At 68.8% G+C, this 20,990-nt stretch carries 30 protein-coding genes; 27 read left to right on the top strand and 3 right to left on the bottom strand.

The window, feature by feature from the left end; all coding sequences use genetic code 11:
* Positions 1-88 precede the first annotated feature (88 nt).
* From rpsL to tuf, 4 genes are all read left to right on the top strand, one after another.
* Positions 89-460, top strand: coding sequence for a 30S ribosomal protein S12 (rpsL, locus tag AC3ERT_RS11610; protein WP_014144289.1), 372 nt, complete (start codon positions 89-91; stop codon positions 458-460).
* A 2-nt stretch (positions 461-462) separates the two neighbouring features.
* A complete protein-coding gene (rpsG, locus tag AC3ERT_RS11605; protein ID WP_033177779.1) occupies positions 463-933 on the top strand; it encodes a 30S ribosomal protein S7 in 471 nt (156 codons plus the stop codon).
* 38 nt (positions 934-971) lie between these two features.
* Entirely contained in the window at positions 972-3,101 is a 2,130-nt protein-coding gene (gene fusA, locus AC3ERT_RS11600; protein ID WP_335978257.1) for an elongation factor G, read from the top strand.
* Positions 3,102-3,251: 150 nt separating this feature from the next.
* The gene (tuf, locus tag AC3ERT_RS11595; RefSeq protein WP_335978256.1) at positions 3,252-4,445 is read left to right on the top strand and encodes an elongation factor Tu; all 1,194 of its coding nucleotides are present in this window, start codon (positions 3,252-3,254) and stop codon (positions 4,443-4,445) included.
* 103 nt (positions 4,446-4,548) lie between these two features.
* Here tuf and AC3ERT_RS11590 read toward each other — a convergent pair whose 3' ends face one another.
* The 3 genes from AC3ERT_RS11590 to AC3ERT_RS11580 form a co-directional block, all read right to left on the bottom strand.
* The gene (locus AC3ERT_RS11590; protein WP_435173890.1) at positions 4,549-6,285 is read right to left on the bottom strand and encodes a hypothetical protein; all 1,737 of its coding nucleotides are present in this window, start codon (positions 6,283-6,285) and stop codon (positions 4,549-4,551) included.
* Positions 6,282-6,989: an ABC transporter ATP-binding protein gene (locus tag AC3ERT_RS11585; RefSeq protein WP_435173888.1), complete on the bottom strand. Its 708-nt coding sequence runs from the start codon at positions 6,987-6,989 to the stop codon at positions 6,282-6,284. Before AC3ERT_RS11585 ends, AC3ERT_RS11590 begins: the two co-directional genes overlap by 4 nt.
* Before the next feature lie 147 nt (positions 6,990-7,136).
* A complete protein-coding gene (locus AC3ERT_RS11580; protein WP_435173886.1) occupies positions 7,137-8,519 on the bottom strand; it encodes a ricin-type beta-trefoil lectin domain protein in 1,383 nt (460 codons plus the stop codon).
* 504 nt (positions 8,520-9,023) lie between these two features.
* Here AC3ERT_RS11580 and rpsJ point away from each other — a divergent pair.
* The 23 genes from rpsJ (at position 9,024) to AC3ERT_RS11465 (ending at position 20,886) form a co-directional block, all read left to right on the top strand.
* Positions 9,024-9,332: a 30S ribosomal protein S10 gene (gene rpsJ / locus AC3ERT_RS11575; protein ID WP_014144312.1), complete on the top strand. Its 309-nt coding sequence runs from the start codon at positions 9,024-9,026 to the stop codon at positions 9,330-9,332.
* A 14-nt stretch (positions 9,333-9,346) separates the two neighbouring features.
* On the top strand, positions 9,347-9,991 hold the full coding sequence (rplC, locus tag AC3ERT_RS11570; protein WP_103886919.1) for a 50S ribosomal protein L3: 645 nt from the start codon (positions 9,347-9,349) through the stop codon (positions 9,989-9,991).
* 5 nt (positions 9,992-9,996) lie between these two features.
* Positions 9,997-10,650, top strand: coding sequence for a 50S ribosomal protein L4 (gene rplD, locus AC3ERT_RS11565; RefSeq protein WP_335978249.1), 654 nt, complete (start codon positions 9,997-9,999; stop codon positions 10,648-10,650).
* Complete coding sequence (rplW, locus tag AC3ERT_RS11560) at positions 10,650-11,012, top strand: 50S ribosomal protein L23 (RefSeq protein WP_335978247.1); 363 nt, start codon at positions 10,650-10,652, stop codon at positions 11,010-11,012. The genes rplD and rplW overlap by 1 nt, the downstream gene beginning before the upstream one ends.
* A 46-nt stretch (positions 11,013-11,058) precedes the next feature.
* Positions 11,059-11,895 (top strand): 50S ribosomal protein L2, encoded by an 837-nt coding sequence (rplB, locus tag AC3ERT_RS11555; protein ID WP_335978245.1) that lies wholly within the window; start codon positions 11,059-11,061, stop codon positions 11,893-11,895.
* Positions 11,896-11,907: 12 nt separating this feature from the next.
* Positions 11,908-12,189, top strand: a complete 282-nt coding sequence (gene rpsS / locus AC3ERT_RS11550) for a 30S ribosomal protein S19 (RefSeq protein WP_202235517.1) — start codon at positions 11,908-11,910, stop codon at positions 12,187-12,189.
* Between the two features lie 48 nt (positions 12,190-12,237).
* Positions 12,238-12,585 (top strand): 50S ribosomal protein L22, encoded by a 348-nt coding sequence (gene rplV / locus AC3ERT_RS11545; protein ID WP_073492408.1) that lies wholly within the window; start codon positions 12,238-12,240, stop codon positions 12,583-12,585.
* Positions 12,585-13,421, top strand: coding sequence for a 30S ribosomal protein S3 (gene rpsC / locus AC3ERT_RS11540; protein ID WP_335978243.1), 837 nt, complete (start codon positions 12,585-12,587; stop codon positions 13,419-13,421). Before rplV ends, rpsC begins: the two co-directional genes overlap by 1 nt.
* 5 nt (positions 13,422-13,426) lie before the next feature.
* The gene (gene rplP, locus AC3ERT_RS11535) at positions 13,427-13,846 is read left to right on the top strand and encodes a 50S ribosomal protein L16 (RefSeq protein WP_335978241.1); all 420 of its coding nucleotides are present in this window, start codon (positions 13,427-13,429) and stop codon (positions 13,844-13,846) included.
* Positions 13,846-14,070, top strand: coding sequence for a 50S ribosomal protein L29 (rpmC, locus tag AC3ERT_RS11530; RefSeq protein WP_202235520.1), 225 nt, complete (start codon positions 13,846-13,848; stop codon positions 14,068-14,070). The genes rplP and rpmC overlap by 1 nt, the downstream gene beginning before the upstream one ends.
* Positions 14,070-14,351 carry a 30S ribosomal protein S17 gene (gene rpsQ, locus AC3ERT_RS11525; protein WP_202235521.1) on the top strand — a complete coding sequence of 94 codons (282 nt, stop codon included), beginning with the start codon at positions 14,070-14,072 and terminating at the stop codon, positions 14,349-14,351. Before rpmC ends, rpsQ begins: the two co-directional genes overlap by 1 nt.
* Positions 14,352-14,467: 116 nt before the next feature.
* Positions 14,468-14,836 carry a 50S ribosomal protein L14 gene (gene rplN / locus AC3ERT_RS11520; RefSeq protein ID WP_037912379.1) on the top strand — a complete coding sequence of 123 codons (369 nt, stop codon included), beginning with the start codon at positions 14,468-14,470 and terminating at the stop codon, positions 14,834-14,836.
* A gap of 3 nt (positions 14,837-14,839) precedes the next feature.
* Entirely contained in the window at positions 14,840-15,163 is a 324-nt protein-coding gene (rplX, locus tag AC3ERT_RS11515; RefSeq protein ID WP_202235522.1) for a 50S ribosomal protein L24, read from the top strand.
* 1 nt (position 15,164) lies between these two features.
* Positions 15,165-15,746, top strand: coding sequence for a 50S ribosomal protein L5 (gene rplE, locus AC3ERT_RS11510; protein ID WP_335978237.1), 582 nt, complete (start codon positions 15,165-15,167; stop codon positions 15,744-15,746).
* A 2-nt stretch (positions 15,747-15,748) separates the two neighbouring features.
* Positions 15,749-15,934, top strand: a complete 186-nt coding sequence (locus AC3ERT_RS11505; protein WP_093713218.1) for a type Z 30S ribosomal protein S14 — start codon at positions 15,749-15,751, stop codon at positions 15,932-15,934.
* A 130-nt stretch (positions 15,935-16,064) separates the two neighbouring features.
* On the top strand, positions 16,065-16,463 hold the full coding sequence (rpsH, locus tag AC3ERT_RS11500) for a 30S ribosomal protein S8 (protein WP_335978232.1): 399 nt from the start codon (positions 16,065-16,067) through the stop codon (positions 16,461-16,463).
* A gap of 21 nt (positions 16,464-16,484) precedes the next feature.
* Complete coding sequence (gene rplF, locus AC3ERT_RS11495; protein ID WP_335978231.1) at positions 16,485-17,024, top strand: 50S ribosomal protein L6; 540 nt, start codon at positions 16,485-16,487, stop codon at positions 17,022-17,024.
* Positions 17,025-17,026: 2 nt separating this feature from the next.
* Positions 17,027-17,410 (top strand): 50S ribosomal protein L18, encoded by a 384-nt coding sequence (gene rplR, locus AC3ERT_RS11490; RefSeq protein ID WP_103886906.1) that lies wholly within the window; start codon positions 17,027-17,029, stop codon positions 17,408-17,410.
* A gap of 54 nt (positions 17,411-17,464) precedes the next feature.
* Positions 17,465-18,070 (top strand): 30S ribosomal protein S5, encoded by a 606-nt coding sequence (rpsE, locus tag AC3ERT_RS11485; RefSeq protein ID WP_031524774.1) that lies wholly within the window; start codon positions 17,465-17,467, stop codon positions 18,068-18,070.
* Positions 18,070-18,252, top strand: a complete 183-nt coding sequence (gene rpmD, locus AC3ERT_RS11480) for a 50S ribosomal protein L30 (RefSeq protein ID WP_031524772.1) — start codon at positions 18,070-18,072, stop codon at positions 18,250-18,252. The genes rpsE and rpmD overlap by 1 nt, the downstream gene beginning before the upstream one ends.
* 2 nt (positions 18,253-18,254) lie before the next feature.
* A complete protein-coding gene (gene rplO, locus AC3ERT_RS11475; RefSeq protein ID WP_430393162.1) occupies positions 18,255-18,707 on the top strand; it encodes a 50S ribosomal protein L15 in 453 nt (150 codons plus the stop codon).
* 194 nt (positions 18,708-18,901) lie between these two features.
* The gene (gene secY, locus AC3ERT_RS11470) at positions 18,902-20,218 is read left to right on the top strand and encodes a preprotein translocase subunit SecY (RefSeq protein WP_335978226.1); all 1,317 of its coding nucleotides are present in this window, start codon (positions 18,902-18,904) and stop codon (positions 20,216-20,218) included.
* A complete protein-coding gene (locus AC3ERT_RS11465) occupies positions 20,218-20,886 on the top strand; it encodes an adenylate kinase (protein ID WP_335978224.1) in 669 nt (222 codons plus the stop codon). Before secY ends, AC3ERT_RS11465 begins: the two co-directional genes overlap by 1 nt.
* Positions 20,887-20,990: the final 104 nt, after the last annotated feature.

The raw sequence follows: 20,990 nt of genomic DNA, 5'->3' as shown, positions 1-20,990 counted from the left end.
TGCGTGTGGGGTCCGCGACACACCCGACCGCGTGGGTCGGGTCCCAGGTTAGATTTATCGAGATCGGCACACAGAAACCGGAGAAACGGTGCCTACGATCCAGCAGCTGGTCCGAAAGGGCCGGCAGGACAAGGTCGAGAAGAACAAGACGCCCGCGCTGAAGGGTTCGCCCCAGCGCCGCGGCGTCTGCACGCGTGTCTACACGACCACCCCGAAGAAGCCGAACTCGGCCCTCCGTAAGGTCGCGCGTGTCCGTCTGACCAGCGGTATCGAGGTCACTGCCTACATCCCGGGCGAGGGCCACAACCTTCAGGAGCACTCCATCGTGCTCGTGCGCGGCGGCCGTGTGAAGGACCTGCCGGGTGTTCGCTACAAGATCATCCGCGGTTCGCTCGACACGCAGGGCGTGAAGAACCGTAAGCAGGCCCGCAGCCGCTACGGCGCCAAGAAGGAGAAGTAAGCATGCCTCGTAAGGGCCCCGCCCCGAAGCGCCCGGTCATCATCGACCCGGTTTACGGCTCCCCGCTGGTGACCTCGCTGGTCAACAAGATCCTCCTGCACGGCAAGCGCTCCACCGCCGAGCGCATCGTCTACGGCGCCCTGGAGGGCCTGCGCGAGAAGGCCGGCGCCGACCCGGTGATCACCCTCAAGCGCGCGCTGGAGAACATCAAGCCGACCCTCGAGGTCAAGTCCCGCCGCGTCGGCGGTGCGACCTACCAAGTGCCGGTCGAGGTCCGTCCGGGCCGCCAGAACACCCTGGCGCTGCGCTGGCTGGTCGGGTACTCCCGCGCCCGTCGCGAGAAGACCATGACCGAGCGGCTGATGAACGAGATCCTCGACGCCAGCAACGGCCTGGGCGCCTCCGTGAAGCGCCGCGAGGACACGCACAAGATGGCCGAGTCCAACAAGGCCTTCGCGCACTACCGCTGGTAGTCACCACCCCCATCGAGACCGAGAGAAGACTGAGCCACATGGCCACCACTTCGCTTGACCTGGCCAAGGTCCGCAACATCGGGATCATGGCCCACATCGACGCGGGCAAGACGACGACCACCGAGCGGATTCTGTTCTACACCGGTGTCTCCTACAAGATCGGTGAAGTCCACGACGGCGCTGCCACCATGGACTGGATGGAGCAGGAGCAGGAGCGCGGCATCACCATCACGTCGGCCGCGACGACCTGTCACTGGCCGCTCGACAACGTCGACCACACCATCAACATCATCGACACCCCCGGTCACGTCGACTTCACCGTCGAGGTGGAGCGTTCGCTCCGCGTCCTCGACGGCGCCGTGACCGTGTTCGACGGTGTCGCCGGTGTGGAGCCGCAGTCCGAGACGGTCTGGCGCCAGGCCGACCGCTACGGCGTGCCCCGTATCTGCTTCGTCAACAAGCTGGACCGCACCGGCGCGGAGTTCCACCGCTGCGTCGACATGATCGTGGACCGCCTCGGTGCGGTGCCGCTGGTCATGCAGCTGCCGATCGGTGCCGAGGCCGACTTCAAGGGCGTGGTCGACCTCGTCCAGATGAAGGCCCTGGTCTGGTCGCTCGAAGCGACCAAGGGCGAGATGTACGACACCGTCGACATCCCGGACACCCACGTCGAGGCGGCCGAGGAGTGGCGCGGCAAGCTGCTCGAGGCCGTCGCCGAGCACGACGACGAGATGATGGAGCTCTTCCTGGAGGGCCAGGAGCCCACCCAGGAGCAGCTGATCGCGGCCATCCGCCGGATCACGCTCGCCTCCAAGGGCGGCGCCGGCTCGGTCACCGTCACCCCCGTGTTCTGCGGCACCGCGTTCAAGAACAAGGGCGTGCAGCCCCTGCTCGACGCGGTCGTGCGCTACCTCCCGTCGCCGCTGGACGTCGAGGCCATCGAGGGCCACGCCGTCGGCAACGCGGACGAGGTCATCAAGCGCAAGCCGTCGGACGACGAGCCGTTCTCCGGTCTCGCGTTCAAGATCATGAGCGACCCGCACCTGGGCAAGCTCACCTTCGTCCGGATCTACTCCGGTCGCCTGGAGTCGGGTTCGGCCGTGCTGAACTCCGTGAAGGGCAAGAAGGAGCGCATCGGCAAGATCTACCGCATGCACGCGAACAAGCGTGAGGAGATCGAGTCGGTGGGCGCCGGCGACATCATCGCCGTGATGGGGCTCAAGCAGACCACCACCGGTGAGACGCTGTGCGACGACAAGAACCCGGTGATCCTGGAGTCGATGGACTTCCCGGCGCCGGTGATCGAGGTCGCGATCGAGCCCAAGTCCAAGGGCGACCAGGAGAAGCTGGGTGTCGCCATCCAGCGCCTCTCGGAGGAGGACCCCTCCTTCCAGGTCCACTCGGACGAGGAGACCGGCCAGACCATCATCGGCGGCATGGGCGAACTGCACCTCGAGGTGCTGGTCGACCGGATGCGGCGCGAGTTCCGGGTCGAGGCCAACGTCGGCAAGCCGCAGGTCGCGTACCGCGAGACCATCCGCAAGACGGTCGAGCGCATCGACTACACCCACAAGAAGCAGACCGGTGGCACCGGTCAGTTCGCCAAGGTGCAGATCATGCTGGAGCCGCTGGAAGGCGGCGACGCGACCTACGAGTTCGTCAACAAGGTCACCGGTGGCCGCATCCCCCGTGAGTACATCCCCTCGGTGGACGCGGGTGCGCAGGAGGCCATGAAGTTCGGCATCCTGGCCGGCTACGAGATGGTGGGCGTCCGCGTCACCCTGATCGACGGCGGCTACCACGAGGTCGACTCCTCCGAGCTGGCGTTCAAGATCGCCGGTTCGCAGGCGTTCAAGGAGGGTGCCCGCAAGGCGAGCCCCGTGCTCCTCGAACCGATGATGGCCGTCGAGGTCACCACGCCCGAGGACTACATGGGCGATGTCATCGGCGACCTCAACTCCCGCCGTGGCCAGATCCAGGCCATGGAGGAGCGTCACAGCGCCCGGGTCGTCAAGGGCCTGGTCCCGCTGTCGGAGATGTTCGGCTACGTCGGTGACCTGCGGTCCAAGACCTCGGGCCGGGCCAGCTACTCCATGCAGTTCGACTCCTACGCCGAGGTTCCGCGGAACGTCGCAGAGGAGATCATCGCGAAGGCCAAGGGCGAGTAGTACCCCCCGGTACCTCGTCTAGGCTTGACAGCAGGCTTTCGGGGCGTTTCCGGCACAACGGGCCGGAAACGCCCCCGGGTCGGCATTCCAGCAAAGATCACCTGGCGCCGATGAAGCAAGGCGTACAGATCCACTCCCAGGAGGACCCCAGTGGCGAAGGCGAAGTTCGAGCGGACTAAGCCGCACGTCAACATCGGCACCATCGGTCACATCGACCACGGTAAGACCACCCTTACCGCGGCGATCACCAAGGTGCTGCACGACGCGTACCCGGAACTGAACGAGGCCTCGGCCTTCGACCAGATCGACAAGGCTCCTGAGGAGCGCCAGCGCGGTATCACCATCTCCATCGCGCACGTCGAGTACCAGACCGAGTCGCGTCACTACGCGCACGTCGACTGCCCCGGTCACGCGGACTACATCAAGAACATGATCACCGGTGCCGCGCAGATGGACGGCGCGATCCTGGTGGTCGCCGCGACCGACGGCCCGATGCCGCAGACCAAGGAGCACGTGCTCCTGGCCCGCCAGGTCGGCGTGCCGTACATCGTGGTGGCCCTGAACAAGGCCGACATGGTGGACGACGAGGAGATCCTGGAGCTCGTCGAGCTCGAGGTGCGCGAGCTGCTCTCCGAGTACGAGTTCCCGGGCGACGACCTGCCGGTCGTGCGGGTGTCCGCGCTCAAGGCCCTCGAGGGCGACAAGGAGTGGGGCGAGAAGCTGCTCGGCCTGATGAAGGCCGTGGACGAGTCGATCCCCACCCCCGAGCGCGACGTCGACAAGCCGTTCCTGATGCCGATCGAGGATGTCTTCACGATCACCGGTCGTGGCACCGTCGTCACCGGCCGTATCGAGCGTGGTGTCCTGAAGGTCAACGAGACCGTTGACATCATCGGCATCAAGCAGGAGAAGACCTCCACCACGGTCACCGGCATCGAGATGTTCCGCAAGCTGCTCGACGAGGGCCAGGCCGGTGAGAACGTCGGTCTGCTGCTCCGCGGCATCAAGCGCGAGGACGTCGAGCGCGGCCAGGTCATCATCAAGCCGGGTTCGGTCACCCCGCACACCGAGTTCGAGGCGCAGGCGTACATCCTGTCCAAGGACGAGGGCGGCCGCCACACGCCGTTCTTCAACAACTACCGCCCGCAGTTCTACTTCCGTACCACGGACGTGACCGGCGTGGTGACCCTCCCCGAGGGCACCGAGATGGTCATGCCGGGCGACAACACCTCCATGACGGTCTCGCTGATCCAGCCGGTCGCCATGGAGGAGGGCCTGAAGTTCGCCATCCGTGAGGGTGGTCGTACGGTGGGCGCCGGCCAGGTCACCAAGATCAACAAGTAAGCCCTGCGGGCTCGTTGAGCCGTAGGTAGGTGCCCCACTCCGCTTGGAGTGGGGCACCTTTTGCATGGGGCGGGTCAGCCGGTGGCGTCCTCACCGCGCTGTTTCAGCGCAGGAGCCGGTCGGCGGAGCGGGCAGCCGCGTAGCCGAGAGCGGCGGTCAGAAGGGCCGTGGCGGCGACGACGCCGGCCGGGGCCGCGGTGGACAGGGTGACGGCCAGCACGGTCACCGCGACCAGCGGCCCCGCCGCGTACCAGGCGAGGTAGATCAGGGGCCCGGGGGAGCCGACGGGGGAGCCGCCCCCCAGGAACATCAACTGGGTGCGGGCCGGCCCGCGGCAGGCGCCGTAGAGCGCGGCCGCGGTGAACGGGAAGGCGCACAGCGGCAGGTAGAGCAGGGCGACCGGCGCGCCCCGCAGAGCGAAGGGGACCGCGGCCAGCAGCCCGAGGACGGCGCCGCCCAGCGCCGGCACGGTGCCGTGCTGGAGCATCAGGCTGCGCAGCCGGTACGGCGACCAGGCCGCGCGCCGCAGGTCGTCGGTCTCGACCCGGGCGGACTCCGCGAGCGCGCCCACCGCGAGGTAGCCGCAGACCAGGCCGATCACCAGGCCCACCGGGCGCCGCTCACCGCCCAGGTCGGCGCCGAGCCCGGCGGCGGCCGCCGCGGCCGCCGTCCACAGCACCGCGCGCCCCACCCTCCCGGGGGCGCGCAGCAGCGTCAGGGCGTCGCGCCAGGCGACCGCCAGGTAGCGCGCCGCCCGGCCGCGCGGCGGCGGCAGCCGGACCGTACGGGTGGCGTCGCCGCCGGCGGCGGAGAGCAACGCGAGCTTCGCGGCGCGCAGTTCGAGCGACCAGGCCACCGAGGCGACGGTGGTGGCGGTCGCGGACCTCGCGCGCAACTGCGCGGTCGGTACGGCCGCGGCCTCGCGGTGCGCGCCCGCCACGGCCGCGGCGGTGGCGGCGAGCAGCAGGGCGGCCGCGGCCGGCCAGCCGGGCGCGGCGCCGCCGCAGGCGCTGACCACCGGCTGCGCGGCCCAGCCCCAGGGGCCCGACCACAGCTCCACCCACTCCAGCGGCCGGCACCGGTGCCCGGCCCCGGCCAGCGCGGTCTGCGCGGCCAGCGCGGCGAGCAGCGCGGCGGCCGGCGCGGTCCAGCGCCGTACGTCCCGGGCGCGCTCCGGGCGGCGCTCCACCGCCATGCCGACGGCCGTCGCGAGCAGCGGCAGGCACAGCGCGGCGGGCAGCACCGCAAGCAGCGCGCTGCCGAGCGGTGCCTGCCCGGTCACGCGCAGCGCGACCGCGCCGGCCAGCCCGCCGAACACGCCGGGCAGCAGCGCCAGGCCCGCGGACAGCCGGAACCAGGGCCGCAGCACCGCCGCCCGCCGGACCGGCTGCGCCAGCAGCCAGCCCACCGCCGGACCGGGCAGCACCACGGGCCCGCGCCACAGCGCGTCCCGCGCGGCGACCAGGAACAGCAGCAGGCCGAGCCCGGTGAACAGCGCGGGCAGGCCGCGGGTCAGCCCGGCGCCGAAGCCGCCGTAGTCCGCGCCTTCGCTGAGGCCGTGCAGGAAGTGGTAGGCCAGCCCGCTGCCGTAGCCGGCCACGGCCAGCAGCACCGAGTACAGCAGGACGGCCAGGTCCCGGCCCTGCTGCCGCCGGTGCGCCTTGCGCTTGGCGCGCAGCCACGCCAGCGTCTCCGCTGTCCGGTCGTCGTCGGCCTCGCTCCAGCCGCCGGAGGCGGTCTCCTCGGCCGGATCGGGGGCGTCGGCGGTGTCGGCGGTGCCGGTGGGGCCCGTCGCGCCTTCAGGGCCGTGGGGCTGCGCGGCCGCGGGCGGGGCGGTCATGCGGACGTGCCCAGGTGGGGGAGGACCTCGGCGGGCGGGCCCTGCGCGGCCACCTGGCCGTCCTCCAGGGCGACCAGGTGGTCGGCGACGGCCGCGGCCAACTCGGGCTGGTGGGTGGCGAGCAGGACCGCCACGCCGCTCTCCTTCTCGGCGACCAGCAGCTCCGCCAGGCGGCGGCGGGCGCTCGGGTCCAGCCGCTGCTCGGGCTCGTCGAGGACCAGCAGGTCCCGCGGCCGGACCAGGGCGGCGGCCAGCAGCAGGGACTGCATCTGCCCGGAGGACAGCGCGCCCGGCAGCGCGTCGGCGTGGTCGGCGAGCCGGCGGTCGGCCAGCACCTGGTCGATCCAGCCGGCGGCGTCGTCGACGGCGTGCGCGACGGTCACCAGCTCCAGGTGCTCGCGCACGGTCAGGTCCGGGTAGCAGGCCACGGTGTCGCCGACCACGGCGACCCGGGCGCGCACCTCCGGGTCGTCCTCGCTGATCGGCCGCCCGGCGAACAGGGCCTGGCCGGTGCTGGGGGTGTCGCGGCCGGACGCGATCCGCAGCAGCGTCGACTTGCCGGAGCCGTTGTGCCCGAACAGCGCGGTGCACGTCCCGGCGGCCACGTCCAGGTCCAGCGGCCACAGGGCCCGCCGCTGCCCGTAGCTGCGGCCGACCTTCCGCAGCCGCAGCAGCGCACCCGAACCGTGGGCCTTCACCGCCATCACGTGCCTCCCTGCACTAGGTGGGTCCCCGTGACCCTAGTACGGCCGGCCGCGCAGGCGGCGGGGCGTGTCGGGTTGGCGACCGCCCGCCCCGGTGCGGAGTGCAGGACCCGACGCACGCCGCACGTCGCCGGACCTTTCCCACCCTCACGGTTTGGCCCGGACCCACTTCTGGTTGGAGGTGCCGGCGCAGTCCGCCAGCTGCAGCTTGGTCCCGTTGCCGGTTCCCTGGTTGACCGCGGCCACGCACTTGTTGGCGAGGATGCTCACCAGATCGCCGCCCGCGGTGGTGTTGAGGGTCCACACCTGGGCCGGGCCGCCGTTGCAGTTGGCCAGTTGGACCGTGGTGCCCGCGGCCGTGTCCGCGTTGGCAACGTCCATGCACAGTCCCAGCGAGTGGATGGTGCCGCGGTAGTCGGACGACCCGTCCAGGACGAAGGTCCACTGCTGCCAGGCGGCGCCGCTGCAGTCCCACAGCTCCAGCGGCTTGCCGTCCTTGCCCCCCGGCGCGACGCCGTCGGTCACCGTGATGCACCGGTGGGAGCCCCGGCCGACCAGCTCGACGGCCGAACTCCCGGTGGCGGGCGGCGTCGTGTGCGTGGTGCCGCCCCCGCCTCCGCCGCTGCTTCCGCCGTGGGTGGCGCCGCCTCCACGGGTCGCGGTGTCCTGCGGTGTGGTGGGCACCGCCGCACTCGGGGTGGTGGTGGCCGGCTGTGGCTGCACAGGTGCGGAACTCGGGCTGGGGAGCACGCTCGCGGTGCTCTGCTGGACGAGTGGCGTGGCCCGGCTGCTGAGGGCGGGCGCATGGGTGAACCAGAGCGCGACGCCGGCGATGATGAGCCCCAGGCAGATGGTGAGGACGGTCAGGAGCCAGCGGGGCAGGACGCCGCGCTGGACGTAGGAGCCGTCCACGTTCAGCGGGCTGACCCCCGAGCGGGACACCGACAGCCGGTACGGCCGGTTCTGCTTGGGGCCGATCCAGATGATCTGGCGGGGCTTCAACGTGGCGGCGAGGAAAGCCGCTCGGCCCGGCTCGATACGGACGTTGGACGGGACGATCTCGTAGCCGAGTTGGTCGCCGTTGTCCTCGCCGGTCACGACGGCGGTGAGGGCGGTGTTGCCGAGGTTGTCGACCGCCAGCCTGGGCCGTCCCCGGAAGCGCCCCTTGACGGTGTGCGGGACGAGCTCGGCGCGCACCTCGATGAACGGCGTCACCGTGATGTTGCCCTCCGGGACGGTGGTCGCCTCGGGCTGCTCGGACGGGGTGATCTGGACGGCGTAGGGGTGCGGCCCGGCGGTGGCGTCGGGGGTACGGGGCGGCGCGACGGTGAGCTCGACCGTGCCCGTGGTGCCCGGGTAGAGCCGGAGGGTGGCTGGTTCGGCGGTGATGTAGGGCGCGAGGTCACCGACGACGGTGAAGCGGTACTCGTCGACGACGTCGCCGGTGTTGCGGATGCGGAGGCGTACGGCCACAGTGCTGCCCGCGTCGACGGTCGTGGACGCGGGCTCCAGGGAACTCCATAGGCTCACCTTGGAAAGTTACAGGGGCGGGCGGGTGCCGGGGCAGAGCGCCAACGGGCCACCTTCCGCGCCCCACAGCGCCTGCCGCGCCGTCCTCGGCCATCGCGACATGTCCGGACTCGCCCCGCCAGGGTTTGGGTGTCCCGGACCACGGGGTAAGCTACCCGGCTCGATTGGCGTCCGGTGCGTCCGGTATGGCAGACTACCCAAGTTGCTCGGTCGAGCGCCGATGCTGCGCGCCTCCCGTCGGGGGGACCGGAAGCGAGTCCCACAGTACTCGTCGTCCATATCTGCCCTCCGGGCAGCGCTGGGGCGGACGTACGGGAATCTTCCGGGAAGCGTCAGTGCGGCTCCGGCCAGGCATCCGGTGGGTGGTATCTCCCACGCACATCCCTGGCGCAGGGCCTGTTCCGCATGCGGAAAGCCATGTGCGAGAGAAGCGACACGCCCGACCGCGTGGGTCGGACAAGCGGATGCCAGAGCGTAAACAGAGACAAGGACTACGGAGTAGCCATGGCGGGACAGAAGATCCGCATCCGGCTCAAGGCCTACGACCACGAGGTCATCGACTCCTCGGCGAAGAAGATCGTCGAGACGGTGACCCGTACTGGTGCGCAGGTCGCGGGCCCGGTGCCGCTGCCCACTGAGAAGAACGTGTACTGCGTCATCAAGTCGCCGCACAAGTACAAGGACTCGCGCGAGCACTTCGAGATGCGCACGCACAAGCGCCTGATCGACATCCTCGACCCGACGCCCAAGACCGTTGACTCGTTGATGCGCCTGGACCTGCCGGCCGGCGTCGACATCGAGATCAAGCTCTGAGAGGCGCGGAGAAGATGACCAAGCAGATCAAGGGCATCCTGGGCGAGAAGCTCGGCATGACCCAGGTCTGGGACGAGAACAACCGTGTCGTCCCGGTGACCGTGGTCAAGGCCGGCCCGAACGTCGTGACCCAGGTGCGTACCAACGACGCCGACGGCTACGAGTCGGTCCAGCTCGCCTTCGGCGAGATCGACCCGCGCAAGGTGAACAAGCCCCTCAAGGGCCACTTCGCCAAGGCCGACGTCACCCCGCGCCGCCACCTCGTGGAGCTGCGCACCGCCGACGCCGCCGAGTACACCCTGGGCCAGGAGATCACCGCCGAGGTGTTCGAGGCCGGTGTCAAGGTCGACGTGACCGGCAAGAGCAAGGGCAAGGGCTTCGCCGGTGTCATGAAGCGCCACAACTTCAAGGGCCTCGGCGCCGGCCACGGTGTCCAGCGCAAGCACCGCTCGCCCGGCTCCATCGGCGGCTGCGCCACCCCGGGCCGCGTGTTCAAGGGTCTGCGCATGGCGGGCCGCATGGGCAACGAGCGGGTCACCACCCAGAACCTGACCGTCCACGCCGTTGACGCGGAGAAGGGCCTGCTGCTCATCAAGGGCGCGGTTCCCGGTCCGAACGGCGGCCTCGTCCTGGTCCGCAGCGCGGCCAAGGGGGCCTGAAGGATATGAGCACCAGCATCGACATCCTGTCGCCCGCGGGCGACACCACCGGGACCGTAGAGCTCCCGGCCGAGATCTTCGACGCCAAGGTCAGCATCCCGCTGATCCACCAGGTCGTCGTCGCGCAGCTGGCCGCTGCCCGCCAGGGCACGCACAAGGTCAAGACGCGTGGCGAGGTCCGCGGTGGTGGCAAGAAGCCGTACCGCCAGAAGGGCACCGGCCGCGCCCGCCAGGGCTCGACCCGCGCGCCGCAGTTCGCCGGCGGTGGCGTCGTGCACGGCCCCGTGCCGCGCGACTACTCGCAGCGCACGCCCAAGAAGATGATCAAGGCCGCCCTGCGTGGCGCCCTGACCGACCGCGCCCGGCACAGCCGCATCCACGTGGTGAGCGACCTGGTCGAGGGCAGCACGCCGTCGACGAAGGCCGCGAAGACGCTGCTGGGCAAGATCAGCGAGCGCAAGAACGTGCTGCTCGTCGTCGAGCGGTCCGACGAGGCCGGGTGGCTGTCCGCCCGCAACCTCCCCCAGGTGCACATCCTGGAGGCGGGCCAGCTCAACACGTACGACGTGCTCGTCTCCGACGACGTGGTCTTCACCAAGGCCGCCTTCGACCGCTTCATCGGTAACGGCGCCGCCGAGACCGAAGGGAGCGACGCCTGATGGCCGAGCAGACCGCACAGACCGAGGCCGCCGACCAGGTGCCGGCCGCCGAGATCACCAGCAAGACCTTCACGGACCCGCGCGACCTGCTGATCAAGCCGGTCGTCTCCGAGAAGAGCTACGCGCTGCTGGACGACAACAAGTACACCTTCGTCGTCGACCCGCGCGCCAACAAGACCCAGATCAAGCAGGCCGTCGAGACGGTCTTCCAGGTCAAGGTCACCGGGGTCAACACGATCAACCGGCAGGGCAAGCGCAAGCGCACCCGCACCGGTTTCGGCAAGCGCGCGAACACCAAGCGCGCCATCGTGACCCTTGCCGAGGGCGACCGCATCGACATCTTCGGCGGCCCGGTCTCCTGACGGAGATCGGATCGAGTCGAAGTCCGGAATATTCCGAGGACTAAGAATGGGTATCCGCAAGTACAAGCCGACGACCCCGGGCCGTCGTGGCTCCAGCGTCGCCGACTTCGTCGAGATCACGCGGTCCACGCCGGAGAAGTCGCTGGTCCGCCCGCTGCACAGCAAGGGCGGCCGTAACAACGCCGGTCGAGTGACCGTTCGTCACCAGGGCGGTGGCCACAAGCGCGCCTACCGGGTGATCGACTTCCGCCGGCACGACAAGGACGGCGTGCCCGCGAAGGTCGCGCACATCGAGTACGACCCCAACCGCACCGCGCGCATCGCGCTGCTGCACTACGCGGACGGCGAGAAGCGCTACATCCTCGCCCCCGCCCGCCTGCAGCAGGGCGACCGGATCGAGAACGGCCCCGCGGCCGACATCAAGCCGGGCAACAACCTGCCGCTGCGCAACATCCCGGTCGGTACCACGATCCACGCGATCGAGCTGCGGCCCGGTGGCGGCGCCAAGATCTCCCGCTCCGCGGGCGCCTCGGTGCAGCTGCTGGCGAAGGAAGGCAACATGGCCACCCTTCGCATGCCGTCCGGCGAGGTCCGGATGGTCGACGTCCGCTGCCGCGCCACCATCGGTGAGGTCGGCAACGCCGAGCAGTCGAACATCAACTGGGGCAAGGCCGGCCGCATGCGGTGGAAGGGCGTCCGCCCGACCGTCCGCGGTGTCGCCATGAACCCGGTGGACCACCCGCACGGTGGTGGTGAGGGCAAGACCTCCGGTGGTCGCCACCCGGTCTCCCCCTGGGGTCAGAAGGAGGGTCGTACTCGTTCTCCCAAGAAGGCGAGCAACAAGTACATCGTCCGCCGCCGCAAGACGAACAAGAAGCGCTAGGAGCGGGTTTAGATGCCGCGGAGTCTCAAGAAGGGGCCCTTCGTCGACGACCACCTGATCAAGAAGGTGGATGTCCAGAACGAAGCCGGCACCAAGAACGTCATCAAGACCTGGTCCCGCCGCTCGATGATCGTCCCGGCCATGCTGGGCCACACGATCGCGGTGCACGACGGCCGTAAGCACGTCCCGGTGTTTGTCACTGAGTCGATGGTCGGCCACAAGCTCGGCGAGTTCGCGCCGACCCGTACCTTCCGCGGTCACGAGAAGGACGACCGCAAGGCGCGGCGTCGCTGATCCAGCGGCGAGAAGCGACCGACCATGACAGACACTGAAGGGACAACCATGGAAGCCAGGGCCCAGGCGCGGTACATCCGCGTCACGCCCATGAAGGCCCGCCGCGTGGTGGACCTCATCCGTGGCATGAACGCCACGGAGGCTCAGGCGGTCCTGCGTTTCACGCCGCAGGCCGCGAGCGAGCCGGTGGGCAAGGTGCTGGACAGCGCCATCGCCAACGCCGCGCACAACTACGACCACACGGACGCCGAGTCGCTGTACATCAGCGAGGCGTACGTGGACGAGGGTCCGACCCTGAAGCGGTTCCGGCCGCGCGCCCAGGGCCGCGCCTACCGCATCCGCAAGCGGACGAGTCACATCACCGTGGTCGTTGCCAGCAAGGAAGGGACCCGGTAATGGGCCAGAAGGTTAACCCTTACGGGTTCCGGCTCGGCGTCACCACGGACTTCAAGTCCCGGTGGTACGCCGACAAGCTCTACAAGGACTACGTCAAGGAAGACGTCGCCATCCGCCGGATGATGACGCAGGGCATGGAGCGGGCCGGCATCTCCAAGGTGGAGATCGAGCGCACCCGCGACCGCGTCCGCGTCGACATCCACACCGCCCGGCCGGGCATCGTCATCGGCCGCCGCGGCGCGGAGGCCGACCGTATCCGCGGCGACCTGGAGAAGCTGACCGGCAAGCAGGTCCAGCTCAACATCCTCGAGGTGAAGAACCCCGAGATGGACGCGCAGCTCGTGGCCCAGGCGGTCGCCGAGCAGCTGTCCTCCCGGGTCTCCTTCCGCCGTGCCATGCGCAAGAGCATGCAGGGCACGCTGAAGGCCGGCGCCAAGGGCATCAAGATCCAGTGCGGCGGCCGCCTCGGCGGCGCCGAGATGTCCCGCTCCGAGTTCTACCGCGAGGGCCGGGTGCCCCTGCACACCCTGCGGGCGAACGTGGACTACGGCTTCTTCGAGGCCAAGACCACCTTCGGCCGGATCGGTGTGAAGGTGTGGATCTACAAGGGCGACGTGAAGAACATCGCCGAGGTCCGCGCCGAGAACGCCGCTGCCCGCGCCGGCAACCGCCCGGCCCGCGGCGGCGGCAACGAGCGTCCGCAGCGCCGCGGTGGCGAGCGCGGCGGCCGTGGCCGTCGTCCCCAGACGGACGGAGCCCCGACGGCCGCCAAGGCCGAGGCGCCCGCTCCCGTCGACGCGGCCCCGGCTGCTGAGACCCCCGGAACGGAAGGCTAAGTACCATGCTGATCCCCCGTAGGGTCAAGCACCGCAAGCAGCACCACCCCACCCGGCGCGGTATGGCCAAGGGCGGCACGGAGCTGGCGTTCGGCGAGTACGGCCTGCAGGCCATCACGCCCGCCTACGTGACCAACCGGCAGATCGAGTCCGCTCGTATCTCCATCACCCGGCACATCAAGCGTGGCGGCAAGGTCTGGATCAACATCTACCCGGACCGCCCGCTGACGAAGAAGCCGGCTGAGACCCGCATGGGTTCCGGTAAGGGTTCGCCGGAGTGGTGGATCGCGAACGTCAAGCCCGGTCGGGTGATGTTCGAGCTGTCCTTCCCGAATGAGAAGGTTGCGCGCGAGGCGCTGACCCGCGCCGCGCACAAGCTTCCGATGAAGTGCCGCATCGTGCGGCGCGAGGCAGGTGAGTCGTGATGGCGGCCGGTACCAAGGCGACCGAGCTGCGCCAGCTTGGCGACGAGGACCTCGTCGGCAAGCTGCGTGAGGCCAAGGAGGAGCTGTTCAACCTCCGCTTCCAGGCGGCCACCGGACAGCTTGAGAACAACTCCCGGCTCAAGACCGTCCGCAAGGACATCGCCCGGATCTACACCCTCATGCGTGAGCGTGAGCTCGGCATCGAGACGGTGGAGAGCGCCTGATGAGCGAGAAGAATGTGACTGAAACCAACGCGCGCGGCTTCCGCAAGACCCGTGAGGGCCTCGTGGTCAGCGACAAGATGGACAAGACCGTAGTGGTCGCGGTCGAGGACCGCGTGAAGCACGCGCTCTACGGCAAGGTCATTCGCCGCACCAACAAGCTCAAGGCCCACGACGAGCAGAACGCCGCCGGCATCGGCGACCGCGTGCTGCTGATGGAGACCCGCCCGCAGTCCGCGACCAAGCGGTGGCGTGTGGTGGAGATCCTCGAGAAGGCCAAGTAGCCCAGTAATTCCTGCGGGGAGTCCCTCGCAGGACGGTTCCGCCAGGCTCGGCGGGTGCCGCGCGGGTCACCCCGTGCGGCACCCGCCGGGAACCGGCAGACAAACAGGAGATAGACGTGATCCAGCAGGAGTCGCGACTTCGTGTCGCCGACAACACTGGTGCCAAGGAGATCCTTTGCATCCGTGTTCTCGGTGGTTCGGGTCGCCGCTACGCGGGCATCGGTGACGTCATCGTCGCCACCGTCAAGGACGCGATCCCCGGTGGCAACGTGAAGAAGGGCGAGGTCGTCAAGGCTGTCGTCGTGCGCACCGTCAAGGAGCGCCGCCGTGCCGACGGCTCGTACATCCGCTTCGACGAGAACGCGGCGGTCATCCTCAAGAACGACGGTGACCCGCGCGGCACCCGCATCTTCGGCCCGGTCGGCCGTGAGCTGCGCGAGAAGAGGTTCATGAAGATCGTCTCGCTCGCGCCGGAGGTGCTGTAACCGATGAAGATCAAGAAGGGCGACCTGGTTCAGGTCATCACCGGCAAGGACAAGGGCAAGCAGGGCAAGGTCATCGTGGCCTACCCCCGCGAGGACCGGGTCCTGGTCGAGGGTGTCAACCGGGTCAAGAAGCACACCAAGGCCGGCCAGACCGACCGCGGTTCGAAGACCGGCGGGATCATCACCACCGAGGCGCCGATCCACGTCAGCAACGTGCAGCTGGTCGTGGAGAAGGACGGCAAGAAGGTCGTGACCCGCGTCGGCTACCGCTTCGACGACGAGGGCACCAAGATCCGCGTTGCCAAGCGGACCGGTGAGGACATCTGAGATGACTACTGCAACTTCAGGTGCCGCTGCCACCAGCACCGCTCCGCGCCTCAAGGCGCGCTACCGCGCCGAGATCGCGGGCAAGCTGCACGAGCAGTTCGGCTACGAGAACGTCATGCAGATCCCCGGTCTGACCAAGATCGTGGTCAACATGGGTGTGGGCGACGCCGCCCGCGACTCCAAGCTGATCGAGGGCGCCATCCGCGACCTCGCCACGATCACCGGTCAGAAGCCGCAGGTCACCAAGGCCCGTAAGTCCATCGCGCAGTTCAAGCTGCGTGAGGGTCAGCCGATCGGTGCGCACGTCACGCTGCGCGGTGACCGGATGTGGGAGTTCCTGGACCGCCTGCTGTCGCTGGCGCTGCCGCGTATCCGCGACTTCCGCGGCCTGTCGCCGAAGCAGTTCGACGGCCGGGGCAACTACACCTTCGGTCTCACGGAGCAGGTCATGTTCCACGAGATCGACCAGGACAAGATCGACCGGGTCCGGGGCATGGACATCACCGTGGTCACCACGGCGACCAACGACGACGAGGGTCGTGCCCTCCTTCGTCACCTCGGCTTCCCGTTCAAGGAGAACTGACCGTGGCGAAGAAGGCTCTGATCGCTAAGTCGGCTCGCAAGCCCAAGTTCGCTGTGCGCGCGTACAACCGCTGCCAGCGCTGTGGCCGGCCGCACTCCGTCTACCGCAAGTTCGGCCTGTGCCGCGTGTGCCTCCGTGAGATGGCGCACCGTGGCGAGCTGCCGGGCGTGACCAAGAGCTCCTGGTAGTCCCCTTCCGGACACCAGGACCCGATCCACTACGCCGTAGGTCCCCGCTCCACACCCGCTCCCGGCTCCGGCCGGGGGAGAGGGACGGAGCAGACAGGAAACCCCGGCGAGAGAGGCCCAGGGCCAACTCATGACCATGACCGACCCCATCGCAGACATGCTGACCCGTCTGCGCAACGCGAACTCGGCGTACCACGACGAGGTTGCGATGCCGTTCAGCAAGATCAAGTCGCACATCGCGGAGATCCTCCAGCAGGAGGGCTACATCACCGGCTGGAAGGTCGAGGAGGCCGAGGTCGGCAAGAACCTCATCCTCGAGCTGAAGTTCGGCCCGAACCGCGAGCGCTCGATCGCCGGCATCAAGCGGATCAGCAAGCCGGGTCTTCGGGTCTACGCAAAGTCCACCAACCTGCCTCGGGTGCTGGGCGGCCTCGGCGTGGCGATCATCTCCACGTCGCACGGACTGCTCACCGGCCAGCAGGCGCAGAAGAAGGGCGTGGGTGGGGAAGTCCTCGCCTACGTCTGGTAACCGGGAAAGAGAGGTAGAGCAATGTCGCGCATCGGCAAGCTGCCCATCTCGGTTCCCGCCGGAGTGGACGTCACCATCGATGGCCGCACGGTCGCGGTGAAGGGCCCCAAGGGCTCGCTCACCCACACCGTCGCCGCGCCGATCGAGATCGCAAAGGGCGAGGACGGCGTGCTGCTGGTCACCCGCCCCAACGACGAGCGTGTCTCGAAGGCCCTGCACGGCCTGTCCCGCACGCTGGTGGCGAACATGATCACCGGCGTGACCGCGGGCTACAGCAAGTCCCTTGAGATCAGCGGCGTCGGGTACCGCGTCCAGGCGAAGGGCTCCAACCTGGAGTTCTCGCTCGGCTACAGCCACCCGATCCTCGTCGAGGCCCCCGAGGGCATCTCCTTCAAGGTCGAGTCCCCGGTGAAGTTCTCCGTCGAGGGCATCGACAAGCAGAAGGTCGGCGAAGTGGCCGCCAACATCCGCAAGTTGCGGAAGCCTGACCCGTACAAGGCGAAGGGCGTCAAGTACGCCGGCGAGGTCATCCGCCGCAAGGTCGGAAAGGCTGGTAAGTAGCCATGGCATACGGTGTGAAGATCGCCAAGGGCAAGGCGTACAAGGGTGCGGCGCTCAAGCGGCGCCACATCCGGGTGCGCAAGCGCGTCAACGGTACGTCCGAGCGCCCGCGCCTGGTGGTGACGCGGTCCAACCGCGGCATCGTGGCGCAGGTCATCGACGACCTCGCGGGCCACACGCTCGCGTCGGCGTCGACCCTGGACGCGTCCATCCGCGGCGGCGAGGGCGACAAGAGCGCCAAGGCGAAGCAGGTCGGCCAGCTCGTGGCCGAGCGTGCGAAGGCCAAGGGCGTCGAAGCTGTCGTCTTCGACCGTGGCGGCAACCAGTACGCTGGGCGGATCGCCGCCCTGGCGGACGCCGCCCGCGAAGCCGGCCTGAAGTTCTGAGCCCGGTTCCGTTAGCTAGCGGAGAAACGCTAAAAGGATCGAGAGGTAATTCCAATGGCTGGACCCCAGCGCCGCGGAAGCGGTGCCGGTGGCGGCGAGCGACGGGACCGTAAGGACCGGCGGGACGGCGGCCAGCAGGCCGAGAAGACCGCCTATGTCGAGCGGGTCGTCGCGATCAACCGCGTCGCCAAGGTTGTGAAGGGTGGTCGTCGCTTCAGCTTCACCGCGCTGGTCGTGGTGGGCGACGGTGACGGCACCGTCGGTGTCGGCTACGGCAAGGCCAAGGAGGTGCCGGCCGCCATCGCCAAGGGTGTGGAGGAGGCCAAGAAGCACTTCTTCAAGGTCCCCCGTATCCAGGGCACCATCCCGCACCCGATCCAGGGTGAGAAGGCCGCGGGCGTCGTCCTGCTCAAGCCGGCTTCCCCCGGTACCGGTGTGATCGCCGGTGGCCCGGTGCGTGCCGTGCTGGAGTGCGCGGGCATCCACGACGTGCTGTCCAAGAGCCTCGGCTCGGACAACGCGATCAACATCGTGCACGCCACGGTGGCCGCGCTCCAGGGCCTTCAGCGGCCCGAGGAGATCGCCGCCCGCCGCGGTCTGCCGATCGAGGACGTCGCGCCGGCCGCGCTGCTGCGCGCCCGGGCCGGGGTTGGTGTGTGATGGCGCGCCTGAAGGTCACGCAGACCAAGTCCTACATCGGCAGCAAGCAGAACCACCGTGACACCCTGCGTTCGCTCGGGCTCAAGCGCCTGCACGACGTCGTGGTCAAGGAGGACCGCCCGGAGATCCGCGGCATGGTCCACACCGTCCGCCACCTCGTCACGGTCGAGGAGGTCGACTGATCATGGGTGACAACCCGATCAAGGTGCACAACCTCCGTCCGGCTCCGGGCGCCAAGACCGCCAAGACCCGCGTGGGTCGTGGTGAGGCGTCCAAGGGCAAGACGGCCGGTCGCGGCACCAAGGGCACCAAGGCCCGCTACCAGGTTCCGGAGCGCTTCGAGGGCGGGCAGATGCCCCTCCACATGCGGCTCCCGAAGCTCAAGGGCTTCAAGAACCCGTTCCGTACCGAGTACCAGGTGGTCAACCTGGACAAGCTCGCGGCCCTCTACCCCGAGGGTGGCGAGGTCACCGTTGCCGACCTGGTCGCCAAGGGTGCGGTGCGGAAGAACCAGCTCGTCAAGGTGCTCGGCACCGGCGACGTCTCCGTGGCCCTGCAGGTGACCGTGGACGCGGTCTCCGGCTCCGCCAAGGAGAAGATCACCGCCGCCGGCGGCACCGTCACCGAGCTCGTCTGAGCCGGATGTGCAACCCGACCGGGGACGCCCAGTACCTCAGGGCGTCCCCGGTCGTTCATTTCTGTGAATTTTCCCTGGCCGATGGGTCATTCCTACCGGGGGCACGTCGCCGGTAAGGTGGCCGAGCCCCTATCCGTCAGAAATCTCACCAGAGACCGTCCTTCCGCCGTGGCGCGGGGGGTGCAGGAGGCACCGTGCTCACCGCGTTCGCCCGGGCGTTCAGGACGCCCGACCTGCGCAAGAAGCTGCTCTTCACGCTCGCCATCATCGTGGTGTACCGGCTGGGCGCCCATGTGCCGGTGCCGGGGATCGACTTCGGCGTGGTCAACGACTGCGTGAAGCAGACGAAGGGCAACAACAGCCTCTTCGGCCTGGTCAACATGTTCAGTGGCGGAGCGCTGCTCCAGCTCACCATCTTCGCGCTGGGGATCATGCCGTACATCACGGCGAGCATCATCCTGCAGCTGCTGACCGTGGTGATCCCGCGGCTGGAAGCCCTGAAGAAGGAGGGGCAGGCCGGAACCACCAAGATCACCCAGTACACCCGGTACCTGACGGTCGCGCTCGCGATCCTCCAGGGCACCGGCCTGGTGGCGACCGCCCGCTCCGGCAACCTCTTCTCGACCTGCACCCAGGGCAACGACATCGTCCCGAACCAGTCGATCTTCACCACCGTCACCATGGTCACGTGCATGACCGCGGGCACCGTGATGATCATGTGGCTGGGCGAGCTGATCACCGACCGCGGTATCGGCAACGGCATGTCGATCCTGATGTTCGTCTCGATCGCGGCCGGCTTCCCCGGCTCGCTGTGGGGCATCAAGGTCTCCGGCACCATCGCCGGCGGCTGGGTCGAGTTCATCTCGGTGATCCTGATCGGCCTGGTCATGGTCGGCCTGGTGGTCTTCGTCGAGCAGGCGCAGCGCCGCATCCCGGTGCAGTACGCCAAGCGCATGATCGGCCGCCGGTCCTACGGCGGCACCTCCACGTACATCCCGCTCAAGGTGAACCAGGCCGGTGTGATCCCGGTCATCTTCGCCTCGTCGCTGCTCTACATCCCGGCGCTGGTGGTGCAGTTCTCCGGGTCGACGGCCGGCTGGGCGCAGTGGATCAGCCGCAACTTCACCAAGGGCGACCACCCGGCGTACATGGCCGCGTACTTCCTGCTGATCGTCTTCTTCGCCTTCTTCTACGTCGCCATCTCCTTCAACCCCGAAGAAGTGGCCGACAATATGAAGAAGTATGGTGGGTTCATCCCGGGTATCCGGGCCGGTCGCCCCACCGCTGAATACCTGAGTTACGTGCTCAACCGCATCACGTGGCCCGGCTCGCTGTACCTGGGTCTGATCGCCCTCGTTCCGACGGTCGCCATCGCGATCTTCAACGGGAGCAACGGCAACTTCCCTCTGGGTGGCACCAGCATCCTCATCATCGTCGGTGTGGGTCTGGAGACCGTGAAGCAGATCGAAAGCCAGCTCCAGCAGCGTAACTACGAAGGGTTCCTCCGCTGATGCGTATCGTCCTGGTCGGGCCCCCCGGCGCAGGCAAGGGGACGCAGGCCGCGTTCCTCGCCAAGAACCTCTCGATCCCGCACATCTCCACGGGCGACCTGTTCCGCGCCAACATCAGTCAGGGCACCGACCTGGGCAAGCAGGCGAAGGCGTACATGGACGCCGGCGACCTGGTGCCCGACGAGGTCACGATCGGCATGGCCGAGGACCGGCTGGAGCAGCCGGACGCGACCGGCGGGTTCCTGCTGGACGGCTTCCCGCGCAACGAGCAGCAGGCGCGGGCGCTGGACGCCTACCTGGCGCGGCACGAGATCGCGCTGGACGGCGTGCTGGACCTGGAGGTCCCGGAGGACGAGGTGGTCAAGCGGATCGCCGGCCGCCGGATCTGCCGCAACAACGGCGCGCACGTCTTCCACGTCGAGTACAAGCAGCCGAAGGCCGAGGGGGTCTGCGACGAGTGCGGCGGCGAGCTGTACCGGCGTGACGACGACGCCCCGGACAAGGTGCGCAACCGGCTGGAGATCTACCACCGCGAGACCGAGCCGATCATCGACTACTACAAGAAGCAGGGTCTGGTGGTCACCATCTCGGCGCTCGGCGCGGTGTCCGAGGTGACCGCGCGCGCCATGACGGCGCTCGGCGCGGAGGCCGGCGAGCCGACCGCGTAGCCCGGTAGCCCGCCCCGCGCCGGCCCTCGCCGGTGCATGTGCATGCCACGGCCGTGGTGCCCCCAGGGGCGCCACGGCCGTATGGTTGTGGGTGGCCCGCGCCC

Source organism: Actinacidiphila sp. bgisy145 (genome assembly GCF_057708125.1).
Note: the sequence above shows the minus strand (reverse complement) of the source record. Positions and strands in the feature narration are given on the sequence as shown.